This window comes from Bradyrhizobium sp. IC3195 (assembly GCF_020193585.1).
In the GTDB taxonomy this organism is placed as follows: Bacteria; Pseudomonadota; Alphaproteobacteria; order Rhizobiales; family Xanthobacteraceae; genus Bradyrhizobium; species Bradyrhizobium yuanmingense.
Genome location: NZ_JADYVG010000019.1, coordinates 54617 through 69705, shown reverse-complemented (window position 1 = coordinate 69705; position 15089 = coordinate 54617). Strand labels below are relative to the sequence as shown.

Genomic DNA, 15089 nt, shown 5'->3' with positions numbered 1-15089 from the left:
GAGGACAGTTCGGGCTCCTGAAAGCTCAAACCTGCGCGTTCAGTGCCGGCCGCGCCCCGCCCGTCGCCCAATCGAGAAGCTCAATCGTGTGTACGACCGGAACTGACGTGCCACTGGCAATCTGCACCATGCAGCCGATATTGCCCGCGGCAATCATGTCCGGCTTGACGCTCGCGATGTTGGCGACCTTGCGATCACGCAACCGACCCGCAAGCTCGGGCTGGAGAATGTTGTAGGTCCCCGCCGAACCGCAACACAAATGGCTCTCGGGCACATCTTTCACCACGAATCCATTCTTGGAAAGCAATTCTTTCGGAAGCCCTGTGATTTTCTGTCCATGCTGCAACGAACACGCGGAGTGATAGGCGATGACGATGTCGTCCGCTCGCGCCGCCGTCGCAAGCTCGAGGCCGGCGACGTATTCGGTGATGTCCTTGGCGAGCGCCGAGACCCTCGCAGCATCGGCCGCGAACGCTGTGTCCTCGCGCAGGAGATAGCCGTAATCCTTGATCACCGTGCCGCAGCCGGAGGTCGTCACCAGGATGGCATCGAGCCCCTCGCCGGCCATTTCCTTCCGCCACGCCGCCACGTTGGCGCGAGCCCGTGCCAGCGCATCCTCGTCGTTGCCGAGGTGATGGGTCAGCGCGCCACAGCACTGCTCGTCCCTGACAAGGACGACCTCGATGCCGTGGCGGGTCAGGAGACTGATGGCGGCCTGGTTGATGCGCGGCGCCAGCACCTGCTGGGCGCAGCCCTGGAGCAGTGCCACACGGCCGCGCTTCTTGCCCAGCGCCGCGAACACGCTGCCGGCGGCGGGCCCTGCGGGCGGCAGCCGGTCCGGCGCCAGCGCCAGCATCGCCTTGATGCGCTGGATCAAGCCCGGCGTCGCCGCAGGCCGGGGTGTCGGCAGCAAGACGCCGAGCGGACGGGCGAGCCGCGCCAGCCACATACTGACGCGAAAGCGCTGCGGGTCCGGCAGGACGAAGGCCAGCACCTGGCGCAGCAGCCGCTCGGTCAGCGGCCGCCGATAGCGCTGCTCGATTTGCACCCGGGCCTGGTCGACCAGGTGCATGTAGTTCACGCCCGAGGGGCAGGTCGTCATGCAGGCAAGGCACGACAGGCAACGGTCGATATGCTTGACCACGTCGGCGGTCGGCGCCTGGTCCTTCTCCAGCATCTCCTTGATCAGATAGATGCGGCCGCGCGGGCTATCGAGCTCGTCGCCGAGCAGCACATAGGTCGGGCAGGTTGCGGTGCAGAAGCCGCAATGGACGCAGGCGCGCAGGATCTTGTCGGCTTCCGCGATATCGGGGTCGGCGAGCTGCGCGAGTGAGAATTCGGTCTTCATCAGCCAGCGCTCCGCGTGAGCCGCCCCCGGTTGAGAATGATCTTCGGATCGAAGCTGGCGCGCACCCGCTCGCTCAGCGCGGCAATCCCCGGCGCCTGCGGATGGAACACGTCGACCTCGCGCCTGACATCATCAGTCGCCCGGATCAGCGTGGCATGCCCGCCGGCCGCGTTCGCGTGCGCACGCACCGCCGGGGCATGCGCGTCCGGCTTCGGCGGGAGCGCCGCCCAGATCAGGCCGCCGCCCCAATCGTAGATCACATCGCCCCCCGTCTCGCGCGCCAGCTGCGTGCCCAGCGCCGCGCCCGAGGCCGGCGGGCAGACGATCCGCCAGACCGGCCAGGCGCCGAGCGCGCCGCTCGCCGCGAACGGCAGCACGTCGCGGATCGCGCTCCACAGGGCCGCGGATGCCACGTCCTCGATCAGCGTCGCGGTTCCAAACGGCGCCAGCAATTGGCGCAGCGAGCCGGCGCGGTGCGCAGCGGACGCGGTGATGCCCTCGAGCCGCAGCACGGTCAGCGCCTCGGCCTCGCCTTGGCCCGCAATGTCGCCCAGCCCCTCGGTCCCGGCCCGGAGTGCGGATTTCGGCAGATGCGCGGCGGCGGAGACGTCGAAGGGCGAGCCCAGCGCCGCAGTCATGGCCTTGTTGGCGGCGGCATCATCTAACCCGCGCAGCAACAGCGTCCGCTCGGCCTCGGGCTTGGGCATCACCTTGAGCGTGACCTCGGTCATCACCGACAGCGTGCCCCAGGACCCCGCCAGCAGCTTGCAGAGGTCGTAGCCGGTGACGTTCTTCACCACCTTGCCGCCGGTCTTGAAGCTGTCGCCGAAACCCGAGACGGCATGCGCGCCGAGCAGGTGGTCGCGCGCTCCGCCCGCCCGGATCCGCCGCGGCCCGGCGAGCCCTGCCGCGATCATGCCGCCGATGGTGCCTGTTGCCGTCGTGCCGAGCAGCGGGGCGGTGTTTACAGGCTCGAAGGCGAATTGCTGGTTCTTGGCGTCGATCAGCGCCAACACGTCGGCCAGCGGCGCGCCGGCCTGGAGCGTGATGATGAGCTCGTTCGGCTCGTAGGCGGTGACGGCATTGAGTGCGGAGACGTCGAGCACGGCGTTGGTCGCCATGGCGTGGCCGATGCCGCGCTTGCCGCCATGGCCGATGATCTCGAGCGGCTGCTCGCTCGCGATCGCCGCGCGCACCACCTCTTCGACGTCTTTGGCGTCTCTGACCTTGAGCGTATCCACGGGAAAAGGCGGTAGCGAAATTCGCGCAGGAAATCAATTCGACCCGCGACGGAACGTCGGGCCGTTCGGCGACATCCGCACTACGATCTTCATCGAACCATTGTCGCCCAGAGCCGCGCTATCGAATGGAGCATTCTCAGGGAGCTCCATCATGACCGAACAGGCAATGAATCAACAGACCGGCCACCCGGCCATCGGCGGCGGACTTCTCGTCGTGGCGCAATGGGAAGCAAAGGCCGAAGAGGTCGACCGCATTGCTGAAATCCTGCGCGGCTTCCTCCCTCAGGCGCAGCGCGAGCCAGGCGTCAAGCTGTTCCTGATCTCGCGCGCCAAGGACAATCCGGCCCAGTTCCTGTTCTAGAGTTGTTCCGCGACGAAGCCGCCTTTAGGGCGCACCAGGAGAGCGCGCATTTCAAGAGCTACATCGCGGAACAGGCGCTGCCGCTGCTGGCCAGGCGCGAACGCGCGCAATACGCCTTGCTGTGAATGATCTGCTCCTTCTTGCAAGACAGGGCTATCGACTATGACTCGCAGCGGCGGGCTGCGTGCAAGCTGGGGCTGATCAAGCCCCGGCCTTGCACGTGATTCCGCCGTCGACAACGAGCTCGATGCCCGTCACGTATTTCGACTCGTCCGAGGCCAGGAACAGCGCGGCGTTGGCGACGTCGAATGCATCGCCCATATGGCCCATCGGCACCTGGGCGTCCCGCGCGCGCCACATCGCCTCGACATCGCCCTTGGCGTAGCTGGCGGCGAGGCCGGCGGAGTGCTCGACCATCGGCGTCTTCATCAGGCCGGGCAGGATCGCGTTGACCCGGACGTGATGGCGCGCGAACTCGATCGCTGTGGTGCGCGTCATCTGGTTCATCGCCGCTTTCGAGGCGCCGTAGGTAACGTAGGAGATGCCCATGTGGCGGATCGAGGCGATCGAGGAGATGTTGATGATCGAGCCGCCGCCCTGCTTCACCATAACAGGGATCACGTGCTTCATGGCGAGATAGGCGCTCTTGAGGTTGACGCTGAAGACGCGGTCCCAGCTGTCTTCGCTCACCTCCACCACGCTTCCCATCTCGGCGATGCCGACATTGTTGTCGAGCACGTCGATGCGGCCATAGGCCTTGAGGCACGCCGCGACCATCGCCTCGATCTCGCTCGCGCGCGACACGTCGGCCGTGAACGCCGTCGCCTTGCCGCCCTCGCCGCTGATGATCTTCGCGGTCTCCTCGGCCGCGGCACCGTTGCGATCGACGCAGAACACCTGCGCGCCCTCGCGCGCAAAGGTCACCGCGGTCGCCTTGCCGTTGCCCCAGCCTGGACCGATCGAGCCGGCCCCCACCACCATCGCAACCTTGCCCTTGAGCCGATCCATCGCGTGTCTCCCGTGTTGTTGTTCTTCTTGTAGCCCGGATGGAGCGCAGCGCAATCCGGGGCAGTGGTCCCGGATTACGCTTCCGCTCCATCCGGGCTACGGTTCTTTGCAGACGCTCAACGTGGTCACGTTAGCACCAATGGGATGCCCGACAATCTCCGACAATGTCCGGCACGTCCCGTCATGGCAGAGTCGCCATTCTCCGGCCGCGCCGGAATCGCCGAGCACCAATTCCGGCATCGGCGCACGCTGCGGCCGCCATTGAAACCAGCCGTCGACCAGCCGCGCCTCGGCCGGCGGCTCCATGCCGGGGCCGGTGCCCTTGACGCGGGCTTGCACCAGCTCGAGGCCGGCGGGCGTGAGGCGCCAGTCTTCCTGCCATTCGACCTTCGCGATCGAATGCGTCCAGACAAGCGTGAACGCGGACAGCGTCAGCGCTTTCACGCCGCCCGCTGTCGCAAGACAGAGGCTCACACCGCCTCGACCGGCGCCGGCGGACGCTGCCGCCATTGCCACAGCACCAGCGCGGCGGCGAGCACGAAGCCCGCAGTATCGCTGAAGGGGAATTCGCCGAGCAGGCAGAACGCGGCGCCGAGCGCGACCAGGCGCTCGATCAGCGTCAGCCGCGTGAACAGGAAGCCGATCGCGGCCATGCCGAACAGGCCGATCGCCACCAGCGCCTTCAAGCTCGCCAGCGCCACCGCGCCGTAGAAGCCGAGCTTGGCCGCCATGGGATCGCCGGCCTGCAGCATCAAGGCCGGCGAATAGACGAAGATGAAGGGAATGACGTAGCCGGCGAGCGCGATGCGCATCGCCTCCCAGCCGATCTTGTCCGGGTTCTCCTTGGCGATTGGCGCGGCCGCAAGCGCGGCGAGCGCCACCGGCGGCGAGAGGTCGGCCATGATGCCGTAATAGAATGCGAACATGTGGCTCGCGATCAAGGGCACGCCGAGCTTGGCCAGCGCGGGAGCTGCGAGCGCGGCAGTGATGATGTAGGTCGGGATGGTCGGGATGCCGGTGCCGAGCAGGATCGACAGCAGCATGGTCATGACCAGCGCCAGGAACAGGCTCTTCTCGCCGAGCCCGATCACCCAGCCGCCGAAAATGGTGCCGACGCCGGTCTGCGACATCATGCCGATGATGACGCCGACGATCGCGCAGGCCATGCCGACGGTGATGGCGGATTTCGCGCTCTCGGCCAGCGCATCGCGGCAGGCGCGCAAGGCGGCAAAGCCGCCGCGCACGAACGCCGTGATCACGATCAGGCCGACCACGACGGTCGCGACCGGCACGATCTGGAGGCCGTCGCGCGACAATGCCGCGACGACGAGCGCGAGCCCGACCCAGAAGATGGTCCGGATCACGTTCGAGGAGGCGCCCGTCGTGATGGCGGTACCGAGGATCAGCGTCACGGTGAGCGCAAGGCCCATGCTGCCGGCATAGAGCGGCGTAAAACCTTCGAACAGCATGTAGACCAGCGCCGCGAGCGGCAGCACGAGGTACCAGCGCGTCACCAGCGCCTTCCAGGCGCTCGGGATCTCCGAGCGCTTCATGCCGACCAGGCCGTGCTTGCCGGCTTCCAAATGCACCATCCAGAACGCGGAGGCGAAATAGAGGATCGCGGGGATCGCGGCGGCCTTGACGATCTCCGAATATTGCACGCCGAGCGTCTCGGCCATGATGAAGGCGACCGCGCCCATCACCGGCGGCATGATCTGGCCGCCCATCGAGGCCGTCGCCTCGACGCCGGCCGCGAAGGCGCGGCGGTAGCCGAACCTGATCATCAAGGGAATCGTGAACTGGCCGACGGTGACGACGTTGGCGACGCCCGAGCCGGAGATGGTCCCCATCATGCCCGAGGCGAACACCGCGACCTTGGCAGGTCCACCGCGGGTGCGGCCGAACAGGCCGAGCGAGACGTCGGTGAACAGCTGGATCATGCCGGCGCGCTCCAGGAACGAGCCGAACAGGATGAACAGGAAGATGTAGGTCGCGGAGACGTAGACCGGCACGCCGTAAAAGCCTTCGGTGCCGAACGACAAATGCGTGACGATCTGGTCGAAATCATAGCCGCGATGGTTGAGCGGCGACGGCAGGTACTGACCGAAGAACCAATAGACGAGACACGCACCGCACATCAGCGGCAGCGCCGCGCCCATCAGCCGCCGCGTGCCCTCGAAGATCAGCACCGCGAGTAGGGTGCCGACGGCGAGATCGAGCCTGGTCGGATCCCCGTCGCGCGCGATCAGGTCGGCATAGAAGATCCATTGGTAGAGACCGCAGTAGAAGCCGGCGGCGCCGATCGCCCAGCCCAGCGCACGGCCGAAATTGCTCTTCGCGGTGAAGTTGGCGATGAGGCCGAAGGTGAGCAGGAGCAGGAAGCCGACATGGACGCCGCGCACCACCTGACTCGGCAGATAGTTGAAGGCGGCGACGTAGAGCTGGAAGATCGCGAACGCGATGCCGATCCAGTAGGCGAGCCGGCCCCACCAGCCCGGGCCGAAGCCTTCTGGGAAGCCATGCTCGAAATTGTCGAACTCGACCTTGACCTTGTCGGGCGCGATCTCAGTCCCCTCTGCCTTTTCCAGCATCTCAGCCCATCCCCAATCGTCGAGCGCTTGTAGCATTGGCACGGTATGTCCCGAGCCGTCATGCCCGGGCTTGTCCCGGGCATCCACGAAACTTCCATGCACAGCCGCAGAACGTGGATGGCCGGGACAAGCCCGGCCATGACGTCCGACGACAGGAGCTGATTATTTGATCAGCCCCTTTTCCTTGTAATAGCGGATCGCGCCGGGGTGCAGCGGGACCGGGCTGCCGGTGGCGGCGGTCTCGAGCTTGATCTCCTTGCCGGCCGCGTGCGCAGTGACGAGTTCGGGCAGCGATTCATAGACCAGCTTGGTCATCTGATAGGCGAGATCGTCCGAGACGGCGGAGCTGGTGACCAGATAATTGATCACGGCCGCAGTCGGCACGTCCTTGTCCTGGCCGGTATAGGTGTTGGCCGGAATGGTCGCCGCCACGAAGGGCGGGCCGATCTTGTCGACGGTCTCCTTCGGCACCGACACCACCGTGATCGGGCTCGAGGTCGAGAGGTCCTTCAGCGAGGCGACACCGAGCCCGGCCGATTGCAGCGTGGCGTTGAGCTGCCGGTTCTTCATGAGATCGACGGATTCGGCAAAGGGCAGATATTCGACCTTGCCGAGCTCCTTGTAGCTCATGCCGGCAGCGGCCAGGATCGCGCGGGAGTTCAGCTCGGTGCCCGACTTCGGTGCACCGACCGACAGGCTCTTGCCCTTGAGATCGGCGAGCGTCTTGATGCCGCTGTCGGCAGTCGCGACGATCTGGATGTAGTTCGGGTAGATCGCGCCGATGGTGCGGAGCTTGTCGAGCTTGGTCTTGAAGCCCGCCTCCTCCTCGCCCTCCCAGGCGGCTTTCAGCGAGTCGCCCAGCGTGAACGCCAGCTCGCCGCGGCCCTGCTGCAGCAGGATCAGGTTCTCGACCGACGCCTTGGTGGCCTGCACCTGCGTCTTCACGTTCGGAATCTTGTCGCCGTAGATCTTTCCGATCGCGACCCCGAGCGGATAGTAGACGCCGGAGGTGCCGCCGGTCAGCACGTTGATGAAGGATTGCGCCTGCGCGCAAGGTGCCGACGCCGCCAGAGCCAGAGCCGCGGCTGCGCCGAAAATCGTCCGTTTCATGGTTGTTGTACTCCCCAAACCGGCGGCGAAATTGGCCGGATGAGGGATGCGGGTCAACCCATCCAAAAGGCAAAACAGGACTGCGGCAAAGGGCCGTTCCCGCTGGGTTCTTGGGAACCGGACGGTGCGGCGAGGTGGCGCAGCGGGACTGGAGTCGCGTTAGGTTCGAGTCGGAGCGGCTTGCTCGGTCACCTCTCCCGCTTGCGGGAGAGGTCGCGCCGAAGGCGCGGGTGAGGGTTTTCTCCTCTAGGAGATTGTCCCGATGCGGAGACACCTCTCCCCAGCCCTCCCCCGTAGGCGGGGCAGGGAGCGCACCGTCTACGCAGTGGCTATCGAGCGCTCGCTCACTGGAACGTCATGTCCAGGCATTTGGAGATGTCCGAGCCGAGGCCGGAGGAAATGGTGATGCAGCCGCGCACCTTCTGCGCGCCGACGTCGGCGGCCCAGACCGAATAGCCGCCGGGGCCGAAGAACGAATTGGTGTTCGGCGGCTCGGTCTCGGTGGCGTCGAAATCGTACTTGCCGTCGGTCTCGAAAATGCGCGGTTTCTTGGTGCAGCCGCCGTCGGTCTGGACGTTGATGACTTCCTTGTTGTCGCGGGTCAGCGCCAGGGAGACCTGGCAGCGGAAATATTCCGAGGTCCTGGTATTGAAGAGATAGGTGTAGGACTTGCAGGTCGCCGTGTTCAGCTTGCCCGGGGCAAGGCCGCGGCTGCACGAAATCCGCTGGTTGTGGCTGAGCCGGTAGTCATCGGCTTGGGCGGCCGGCGCCAGCGCCGTGAGCAACAGCGCGGCAGCCGAGCAGGCTTTGACGACTAGGTTCATTCGAATCATCCCCACCAATATTTTTGTCGAGTTGCGTTCTAAACGGAAAGCGGAACATAGTCGCGAGGGGACGGAGGGAAAATCACAAACTGCTGGGCAAGACGTGATGCGCTGCGGCGCTATCGCAAGTTGACCGGGACGCATCGTTCGTGATTTGTTCAATCATGGAATGTCCCGATCTTGGGAGGATGGGATGACGGCATTTTCAATCAAGACATTTGCACTCGCAGCCGCGCTCGGCGCATTGGTAGCGCCCGCATTGGCGCAAACCGCAGCGACGCCCTGGGAGCTGAAGACCGACACCGGCTACGCCTACGACAGGGAGGGCAAGACCTATTCCTACAAGATGGGCACCAGCAACGCCGGCGAGCTCTTGAAGGGCGCCAAGAAGGTGCCCAAGGGCACACTGTTCTTCATCGGCCAGAACGGCCAGCTCTACATGCGCACCGGCCCGTATCTGGAGGGTGACGGCAAGTTCAAGTTCGGGCCGGATCAGTAAGCACTGGATGCCCCGCCTTCGCGTGGCATGACAGCGGAAAATGCGGCAAGAGCGAGCGCTCCTAAAACGCCCCTGCCAATTCCCTTGCGCCGGGTTTGCCGCTGTTCACGTCCATGCGCTCGTCGGTTACGGCCAGCAGCTTCGCCACCGTGTTGTGGCGGATCGCGACTGGGTTGCGCTCATAGCCGCCGCGCTGGAAGAAGTTCGAGGTCGGCACCCGCTCGCGCAGCGCCTGCGGCATCGTCACCATGTCGAGGCCGGTGCCGTCGCCGGTGAGGTTCATCATCTCGAGCTCGGCCGCCGACAGCGGGCGCGAGTGTCCCTTGGCGCGGGCGAAATGCACCGAAGTCAGCAGCTTGTGGGTCTGCAGCATCGGTCCGATGTCGACGTCGAGCACCATCGCATGCATGGCCCAGCCCTGCGGGGTGGCGCCCATCTTCTCGTGCTCCGACCAGGTATCGGGCACCGACTTCGCGTGCGCCACCATCTTCTTCAGGACAGTGAGCTTGTGCTCGAGCGCATGCCGCGCCGGTCCAGATGTGCGCGTCACCTTCTCGGACAGCGCGCGGATCAGTTCATGGCCCTGCTCGGCGAGCAGCTCGACGCTGTTGGTGGTGAGCAGCTGGTTGTAGCCCATCGCGGTCGAGATCGCGCGCTTGCCGCCATGCTCGATGCCCGCCTGCACGTCGTAACTGCCGGTGCCGCCGGTCTCGAACGAATAGACCCGCACCGCCTGCTCGCGCGTCAGGCCATGGGCCAGAGCGTAGCGCGCATAGGCGCGCTTGAACTCGAGCTCGCTGGACGGGCGTTGCGGCGTGAACTGGTAGAGTTCCTGCGCCGCACGCAGGAAATCGGCGACCACGGGGATCGGTCTTCTCGCGGGGCGATCCGGCGTTTCCTCCGGCTCCGGATTCACCGGCTTCTTCGGCCCGGTATAGAGCGGCGGATGCTCCAGCACGTAATCATCGAGCGTGATCTGCTGCCCATTGCGCCGCTTGGCGTTGCGGGCCTTCCGCTTCTCCGAGATCTGGCTCCAATAGGCGCCGGCCTCGGCATCGAAGGCGGCGCGCGCGGCCTGATATTCCGCGAGCTTGCGGCGATATTCGAGCACGGCCGGCGAAGCCCCCCCGCCTTGCGCGAAAAACTGCGACAGCAGCTGGGCGTTGGCATTGCGAACGGCGGGCGACAGCGCGTCGGCCTCGGCGCCGCGCGCCGCGGGCGAGATCAGGACGAGCGCGAGCGGAACCAGCGCCAATTTGTTTCGAATCGAGTGATGCATGCTGCCTTCTTAGCAGGCATCCGGTAACCGTCGCGTTAACGCGCCGTTTACCTCTTTTTTTAAGCTCTTGCGTCACGTCCAGGCGAATACAGGCTGTTCCAGGTCGGTGACGCGGGTGTGCCGCCCCGCCAGCACCTCGCGGAACTGGTAGATCAGCGCCGCGGTCGGGGCATGGATCAGGCTCATCTGATGATGGAAGCGGATCACGCGGCGGCTGCTCTCGGGGATCTCAGTGAAATCGAAGGCATCGTCGCGCTCGATCGTGGCCAGCGCGATGCGATGGACGGAGGCGACCTCGTCCGGGTTCGGGCGGATCGCAGCACTGTCGGCCGCCCAGACCACGACCGGCGTGATCAGATAGCCCGAGCGCGTCGGATAATCGTCGAGCAGGCCGAGCACCGCATCGGCTGACAGCGCGAGTGCGAGCTCCTCGTCGAGCTCGCGCAGCGCCGCCTCGACCGGCGTCTCGCCGGCATCGCAGCGTCCGCCGGGCAGCGCCCATTGGCCGCGATGGGCGCGCAGGTGCGAGGCGCGCCTGGTGAGCAGGAAGGCGGTGTCGCCACCGTCGTCGGATTCGGTTAGCGCCAGCACCACCGCGGCGCGCTTCAGCGCCGACGGCTCGGCTGTGTCGGGCAGCCGCGCGAAGGCCGCGCAGACCTCTGCGATATTCCGTCTGGTGGCATCGTCGAACGTTCTCATGATGCTTGACTACACCAGGACTGCATCTGATGAAACGAGGAGACATCGCGTTGCAAGGACGAACGACGACATGACCAGCAAGGCCGCCGCAAGGTTGAAATCAGAGGGCTGGAGCATCCTGGAGACCACGGGCTTCCTGCATCTGATCGGCCCGTTGTGGGAGCGCAAGGTCGACGGCCATTACGAGTTCGCGCTCGCGACCGAGGACAAGCACCACAACCGCCGCGGCATGGTCCAGGGCGGCGTGATGATGACGTTCGCCGATCGCACCTGCGGCATGACGGCCCGTTACGTCTCCGGCAAGGAGTACTTGGCGACGGTGCAGCTCGACACCCATTTCGTCGAGGCCGGCCAGATCGGCGACACCCTGATCTCCCGCCCGCGCGTGGTGCGCTCGACCCGCAGCCTGATCTTCATGAGCACCGAGGTGACCGTGGACGACCGCTGCATCGTGATGGCGAACGGCGTGTTCAAGATCTTGAAGGGGCCGGGGTAGCGGGCGATCAGGCCGGCGCTGCTGCGCGCCACACCCGCAGCCGTCATTCCCCGCGAAGGCGGGGAATCCAGTACGTCGCGGCCCCTCGATCGATCACGACTGTCTCGGCGTACTGGATCGCCCGCCTTCGCGGGCGATGACACTGAATGTGAGGCGCAAACGTGCCCCACCGTCATTGCGAGCGCAGCGAAGCAATCCAGCATCCCTCCGCGGACACATCTCTGGATTGCTTCGCTGCGCTCGCAATGACGGACTTTGCTGGCTATGCTGCCGCCCACCAACATCGAGGACTCGCCCATGCAATACCGCCAGCTCGGCCGCAGCGGCCTCAAGGTCTCGCCGATTTGCCTGGGCACCATGATGTTCGGCGGGCCGACCGATGAGGCCACGTCGAAGCGGATCATCGACAAGGCACGCGATTCCGGGATCAATTTCATCGACACAGCGGACGCTTATTCCAAAGGTGCCTCCGAGGAGGTCGTCGGCCGCGCCATCGCGCGCAATCGTGGTGCCTGGGTGCTTGCCACAAAGCTCGCAAACCCCATGGGGGACGATCCCAATCGCGGCGGGCTGTCGCGGCGCTGGGTGTTGCAGGCGGCGGACGAGAGCTTGATGCGGCTCGGCACCGATCACATCGACATCTACTATCTGCACAAGGAAGACCATGCCTCGCCGTTGGAGGAGACGGTGCGCGCCATGAGCGACCTGATCCACGCCGGCAAGGTGCGCTATTTCGGCGTCTCCAACTACCGCGCCTGGCGCGTCGCCGAGATCTGCAACATCTGCGACCGACTCGGCATCGACCGGCCCGCGGTGAGCCAGCCTTATTACAACGCCATGAACCGCATGCCGGAGGTCGAGCACTTTCCGGCTTGCGCTTATTACGGCCTCGGCATCGTGCCCTATAGCCCGCTTGCGCGCGGCGTGCTCACCGGCAAGTACAGGGTGGATGCAGCGCCCGACAAGGAGACGCGCGCGGGGCGCAACGACACCCGCATGATGCAGACCGAATGGCGGCCGGAATCGCTCCAGCTTGCGCAGGAGATCAAGGCTCACGCCGAGAAGAAAGGCATCACCGCCGGCCAGTTCGCGGTCGGCTGGGTGCTCAACTCCGCCTTCGTCTCGTCGGTGATCGCCGGTCCCCGCACCGAGGAGCAATGGGACGGCTACATCAGCGCGCTCGATTATCGTTTCACCGCGGAGGACGAGGCGCTGATCGACCGCCTGGTGACACCAGGCCATCCCTCGACGCCGGGCTATAACGACCCGGCCTATCCGATCGAAGGCCGCCGCGCGCGGACGGCGTGAGGGGGGCCTTCGATGGCGCTTCAAGACCGCTACGGCCTGCCGCTCTCCACCACCTCGCACGAGGCAGCATCCGCCTATCGCGACGGCGTCGACCTCATGCTCGCGGGCTGGACCGGCACGGTGGAGATGCTGGAGCGCGCGATCGCGGCCGACCCTGATTTCGCGCTGGCCCACATCGCCCGCGGCCGCGTTCATGCCTTCTACCAGCAGGGCGATCTCGCGCGGCAAAAGGCGGCACGCGCGCGCGAGCTCGTGGCCAAGCGCGGCAGCGAGCGCGAGCGCTCGCATGTCGAGACGCTGGCGCTCGCGATCGAGGGCCGGCTGCCGGAGGCGATCGCATCGACGCTGAAGCATATCGACGCATGGCCGCGCGACGCCGTCGTGCTGTCGCTGCCGCTCGGCGCGTTCGGCCTGTTCGCCTTCTCCGGCATGGCCGATCACGACCGCGCCCGGCACGAGCTCTGCGAGAACGTCGCGCAGCATTACGGCGAGGACTGGTGGTTCCTCACGATGTCCGGCTGGGCGATGACGGAGAATGGCGACGTCGCGCGCGGCCGCGCCGTCACCGAGCGCGGCTTCAATCTGCGCCGGGAAAATGCCCACGCCGCGCACGCGGTGCTGCATGCGATGTTCGAGGATGGATCGACCGAGGACGCCGATCGTCTCGTCGACGAATGGCTGCCGGCTTATGACCGATCCGGAATCCTCCACGGCCATATCCGTTGGCATCAGGCGCTCGGCGCGCTCGAGCATGGCGATGCGGCGCGGGCGCTCGCGATCTATGCCGACGTGCTTCGGCCCACTGCCACGCAGGCGCCGCCGCTCAACGTCATCACCGACAGCGCTTCGCTGCTGTGGCGCCTGTCGATGTACGGTCATGCGGTACCGAAGGCGCTGTGGCAGGAAGCCGACGCCGCCGCGCAAAAACTGTTTCCGAAATCGAGTCTGTCCTTTGCCGACGTCCACATGGCGCTATTCGCAGCCGCGACGCAGAATCGCGAAGCGCTCGCCGCCCGCCTTGCGGCGATCGAGCAGCGGCTTGCCGACGGCAAGCTGCCGGCGGGCCCTGTGGTGCCGGCGATCTTCCGGGCGCTCGCGGCTTTCACTGATGAGGATTACCGGACTTGCGTGCAGATGCTCGCGCCCATGCTAGGCGAGGTGGTGCGCATCGGCGGCAGCCACGCCCAGCGCGAGCTGATCGAGGACACCTATATCGTCGCGCTCATGCGCAGCGGTGAGCTGCCCCGCGCCCGCGCCGTGCTGGACGCCCGCCTCCACCGCCGCCCCTCCTTCCGCGACAGGCGCTGGCAGGCGGCGATGGGTTAGGTTATTGTTTGAGCATGGGCCTTTCGGAAAATCGCTACGCACTTTTCCGGATCATGCCACGAAAAAAACACCGCCCTGATGGCATGTGCCCGCCGGGATGGATCGGGCGATTTGAACGAATCGCCGTCGGGGTGGCCGTGGTGGTATTCCAGACGGGATTTGCAGCACAAACGGGATCGCAACCAATTTGCGGCTCGATGGCTATGGTGCGGAACTCTTCCGCCATAGCCCTCTGGCTCATGAGCCCGACGATGCGCCTTCGCCGATTGGTCCTCGCCGCGCTGCTCGTGCTTGCGGCAAGTCCTTGTTTTGCCGAGACTTCCAAACCGATTCCGGTCAACAATCCGCCGGCGCGGCCGAACGCCTTCATCGATCTCCTGGCGCTGATGTCCGGCCACTGCAAGACGTTCAGGGTCGCAGGCCGCACCTTCCCGTGCAAGACGGTGGCCTACGCCCATGGCGACACGGGACGGGTCAATTTCGCCGTCGCGGTCGACGATCCCTCCGATGACAGCCACGTGGTGTCGTTCTCCGGCGAGAACGGCAAGCGCGCCGACGACAATTCCTACGAGCTGCGGATCGACCGCGTGCTGCTCAACTCCAAGAACCGCCCCAAGGTCGACGGCCTGCCCGTGCCCGCCGAGCAGACCTCGACCGGCATCTGCCGGCAGACCGGCAACTTCGCCGCCAGAAAGGTGAACGACGTCACCTGCTCGGCGACCGATAGCGAGGGCCGCAAATACGAGCTGCTGTTCGTCTCCGACGGCACGCCGGTCAGCGTGCGCCGCATCCGCCAGTCGGCCCCGTCGATCCAGGACCCGTTCAAGTAGGTCCGTGTCCGCTGGCGTCAACGTGTACGATCGCGCTGATGCCACGGAGCCCTGGCACTGCGCTCAGCTATCACGGTCGTACATTCATCGCAGACAAGGACGCGATCCTCGCTGCGCTCTCCGAGCGACACCGCTTTCCTAATCCGCATCCGTGACAGTTGCGAAACTA

At 65.8% G+C, this 15089-nt stretch carries 16 protein-coding genes; 7 read left to right on the top strand and 9 right to left on the bottom strand.

Annotated elements, in window-relative coordinates; genetic code table 11:
• Nucleotides 1-25 precede the first annotated feature (25 nt).
• Both glcF and I6F09_RS28265 read right to left on the bottom strand, forming a co-directional pair.
• Nucleotides 26-1348, bottom strand: coding sequence for a glycolate oxidase subunit GlcF (glcF, locus tag I6F09_RS28270; RefSeq protein WP_225189561.1), 1323 nt, complete (start codon nt 1346-1348; stop codon nt 26-28).
• Entirely contained in the window at nt 1348-2589 is a 1242-nt protein-coding gene (locus I6F09_RS28265) for an FAD-binding protein (RefSeq protein ID WP_036014306.1), read from the bottom strand. Before I6F09_RS28265 ends, glcF begins: the two co-directional genes overlap by 1 nt.
• A 151-nt stretch (nt 2590-2740) precedes the next feature.
• On the opposite strand from I6F09_RS28265, the gene I6F09_RS28260 reads away from it, so the two are divergent.
• Nucleotides 2741-2950, top strand: a complete 210-nt coding sequence (locus I6F09_RS28260) for an antibiotic biosynthesis monooxygenase (RefSeq protein ID WP_225189560.1) — start codon at nt 2741-2743, stop codon at nt 2948-2950.
• A 2-nt stretch (nt 2951-2952) separates the two neighbouring features.
• Entirely contained in the window at nt 2953-3075 is a 123-nt protein-coding gene (locus I6F09_RS37620; RefSeq protein ID WP_276573876.1) for a hypothetical protein, read from the top strand.
• 76 nt (nt 3076-3151) lie between these two features.
• On the opposite strand, the gene I6F09_RS28255 is transcribed toward I6F09_RS37620, so the two are convergent.
• From I6F09_RS28255 to I6F09_RS28235, 5 genes are all read right to left on the bottom strand, one after another.
• A complete protein-coding gene (locus I6F09_RS28255) occupies nt 3152-3958 on the bottom strand; it encodes a glucose 1-dehydrogenase (RefSeq protein WP_225189559.1) in 807 nt (268 codons plus the stop codon).
• 96 nt (nt 3959-4054) lie between these two features.
• Entirely contained in the window at nt 4055-4468 is a 414-nt protein-coding gene (locus I6F09_RS28250) for a DUF1850 domain-containing protein (RefSeq protein WP_225113356.1), read from the bottom strand.
• Nucleotides 4429-6549 (bottom strand): TRAP transporter permease, encoded by a 2121-nt coding sequence (locus I6F09_RS28245; RefSeq protein WP_036039900.1) that lies wholly within the window; start codon nt 6547-6549, stop codon nt 4429-4431. Before I6F09_RS28245 ends, I6F09_RS28250 begins: the two co-directional genes overlap by 40 nt.
• A 162-nt stretch (nt 6550-6711) precedes the next feature.
• Nucleotides 6712-7659, bottom strand: a complete 948-nt coding sequence (locus I6F09_RS28240; protein WP_036039897.1) for a TAXI family TRAP transporter solute-binding subunit — start codon at nt 7657-7659, stop codon at nt 6712-6714.
• A gap of 344 nt (nt 7660-8003) precedes the next feature.
• Entirely contained in the window at nt 8004-8483 is a 480-nt protein-coding gene (locus I6F09_RS28235) for a hypothetical protein (protein ID WP_036014322.1), read from the bottom strand.
• Between the two features lie 193 nt (nt 8484-8676).
• Here I6F09_RS28235 and I6F09_RS28230 point away from each other — a divergent pair, with 193 nt between their 5' ends.
• On the top strand, nt 8677-8982 hold the full coding sequence (locus I6F09_RS28230; RefSeq protein ID WP_036014324.1) for a hypothetical protein: 306 nt from the start codon (nt 8677-8679) through the stop codon (nt 8980-8982).
• Nucleotides 8983-9043: 61 nt separating this feature from the next.
• Here the strand turns inward: I6F09_RS28230 and I6F09_RS28225 are convergent, their stop codons facing one another.
• On the bottom strand, nt 9044-10261 hold the full coding sequence (locus tag I6F09_RS28225; protein WP_225189558.1) for a hypothetical protein: 1218 nt from the start codon (nt 10259-10261) through the stop codon (nt 9044-9046).
• A gap of 72 nt (nt 10262-10333) precedes the next feature.
• Nucleotides 10334-10960: a CoA pyrophosphatase gene (locus I6F09_RS28220; protein ID WP_225113358.1), complete on the bottom strand. Its 627-nt coding sequence runs from the start codon at nt 10958-10960 to the stop codon at nt 10334-10336.
• A 70-nt stretch (nt 10961-11030) separates the two neighbouring features.
• On the opposite strand from I6F09_RS28220, the gene I6F09_RS28215 reads away from it, so the two are divergent.
• The 4 genes from I6F09_RS28215 (at nt 11031) to I6F09_RS28200 (ending at nt 14920) form a co-directional block, all read left to right on the top strand.
• Nucleotides 11031-11456, top strand: a complete 426-nt coding sequence (locus tag I6F09_RS28215) for a PaaI family thioesterase (protein WP_036014328.1) — start codon at nt 11031-11033, stop codon at nt 11454-11456.
• A gap of 297 nt (nt 11457-11753) precedes the next feature.
• Nucleotides 11754-12764: an aldo/keto reductase gene (locus I6F09_RS28210; RefSeq protein WP_225189557.1), complete on the top strand. Its 1011-nt coding sequence runs from the start codon at nt 11754-11756 to the stop codon at nt 12762-12764.
• 12 nt (nt 12765-12776) lie between these two features.
• On the top strand, nt 12777-14090 hold the full coding sequence (locus I6F09_RS28205; protein WP_225189556.1) for a tetratricopeptide repeat protein: 1314 nt from the start codon (nt 12777-12779) through the stop codon (nt 14088-14090).
• Nucleotides 14091-14341: 251 nt separating this feature from the next.
• On the top strand, nt 14342-14920 hold the full coding sequence (locus tag I6F09_RS28200; RefSeq protein WP_225144912.1) for a hypothetical protein: 579 nt from the start codon (nt 14342-14344) through the stop codon (nt 14918-14920).
• Nucleotides 14921-15089: the final 169 nt, after the last annotated feature.

What these genes read in the sequence shown, in the direction of transcription:
- glcF (WP_225189561.1), bottom strand. Translation starts at nt 1,348, where the DNA reads ATGAAGACCGAATTCTCACTCGCGCAGCTCGCCGACCCCGATATCGCG.
- I6F09_RS28260 (WP_225189560.1), top strand. Translation starts at nt 2,741, where the DNA reads ATGACCGAACAGGCAATGAATCAACAGACCGGCCACCCGGCCATCGGC.
- I6F09_RS28255 (WP_225189559.1), bottom strand. Translation starts at nt 3,958, where the DNA reads ATGGATCGGCTCAAGGGCAAGGTTGCGATGGTGGTGGGGGCCGGCTCG.
- I6F09_RS28250 (WP_225113356.1), bottom strand. Translation starts at nt 4,468, where the DNA reads ATGGCGGCAGCGTCCGCCGGCGCCGGTCGAGGCGGTGTGAGCCTCTGT.
- I6F09_RS28245 (WP_036039900.1), bottom strand. Translation starts at nt 6,549, where the DNA reads ATGCTGGAAAAGGCAGAGGGGACTGAGATCGCGCCCGACAAGGTCAAG.
- I6F09_RS28240 (WP_036039897.1), bottom strand. Translation starts at nt 7,659, where the DNA reads ATGAAACGGACGATTTTCGGCGCAGCCGCGGCTCTGGCTCTGGCGGCG.
- I6F09_RS28235 (WP_036014322.1), bottom strand. Translation starts at nt 8,483, where the DNA reads ATGAACCTAGTCGTCAAAGCCTGCTCGGCTGCCGCGCTGTTGCTCACG.
- I6F09_RS28230 (WP_036014324.1), top strand. Translation starts at nt 8,677, where the DNA reads ATGACGGCATTTTCAATCAAGACATTTGCACTCGCAGCCGCGCTCGGC.
- I6F09_RS28225 (WP_225189558.1), bottom strand. Translation starts at nt 10,261, where the DNA reads ATGCATCACTCGATTCGAAACAAATTGGCGCTGGTTCCGCTCGCGCTC.
- I6F09_RS28220 (WP_225113358.1), bottom strand. Translation starts at nt 10,960, where the DNA reads ATGAGAACGTTCGACGATGCCACCAGACGGAATATCGCAGAGGTCTGC.
- I6F09_RS28215 (WP_036014328.1), top strand. Translation starts at nt 11,031, where the DNA reads ATGACCAGCAAGGCCGCCGCAAGGTTGAAATCAGAGGGCTGGAGCATC.
- I6F09_RS28210 (WP_225189557.1), top strand. Translation starts at nt 11,754, where the DNA reads ATGCAATACCGCCAGCTCGGCCGCAGCGGCCTCAAGGTCTCGCCGATT.
- I6F09_RS28205 (WP_225189556.1), top strand. Translation starts at nt 12,777, where the DNA reads ATGGCGCTTCAAGACCGCTACGGCCTGCCGCTCTCCACCACCTCGCAC.
- I6F09_RS28200 (WP_225144912.1), top strand. Translation starts at nt 14,342, where the DNA reads ATGCGCCTTCGCCGATTGGTCCTCGCCGCGCTGCTCGTGCTTGCGGCA.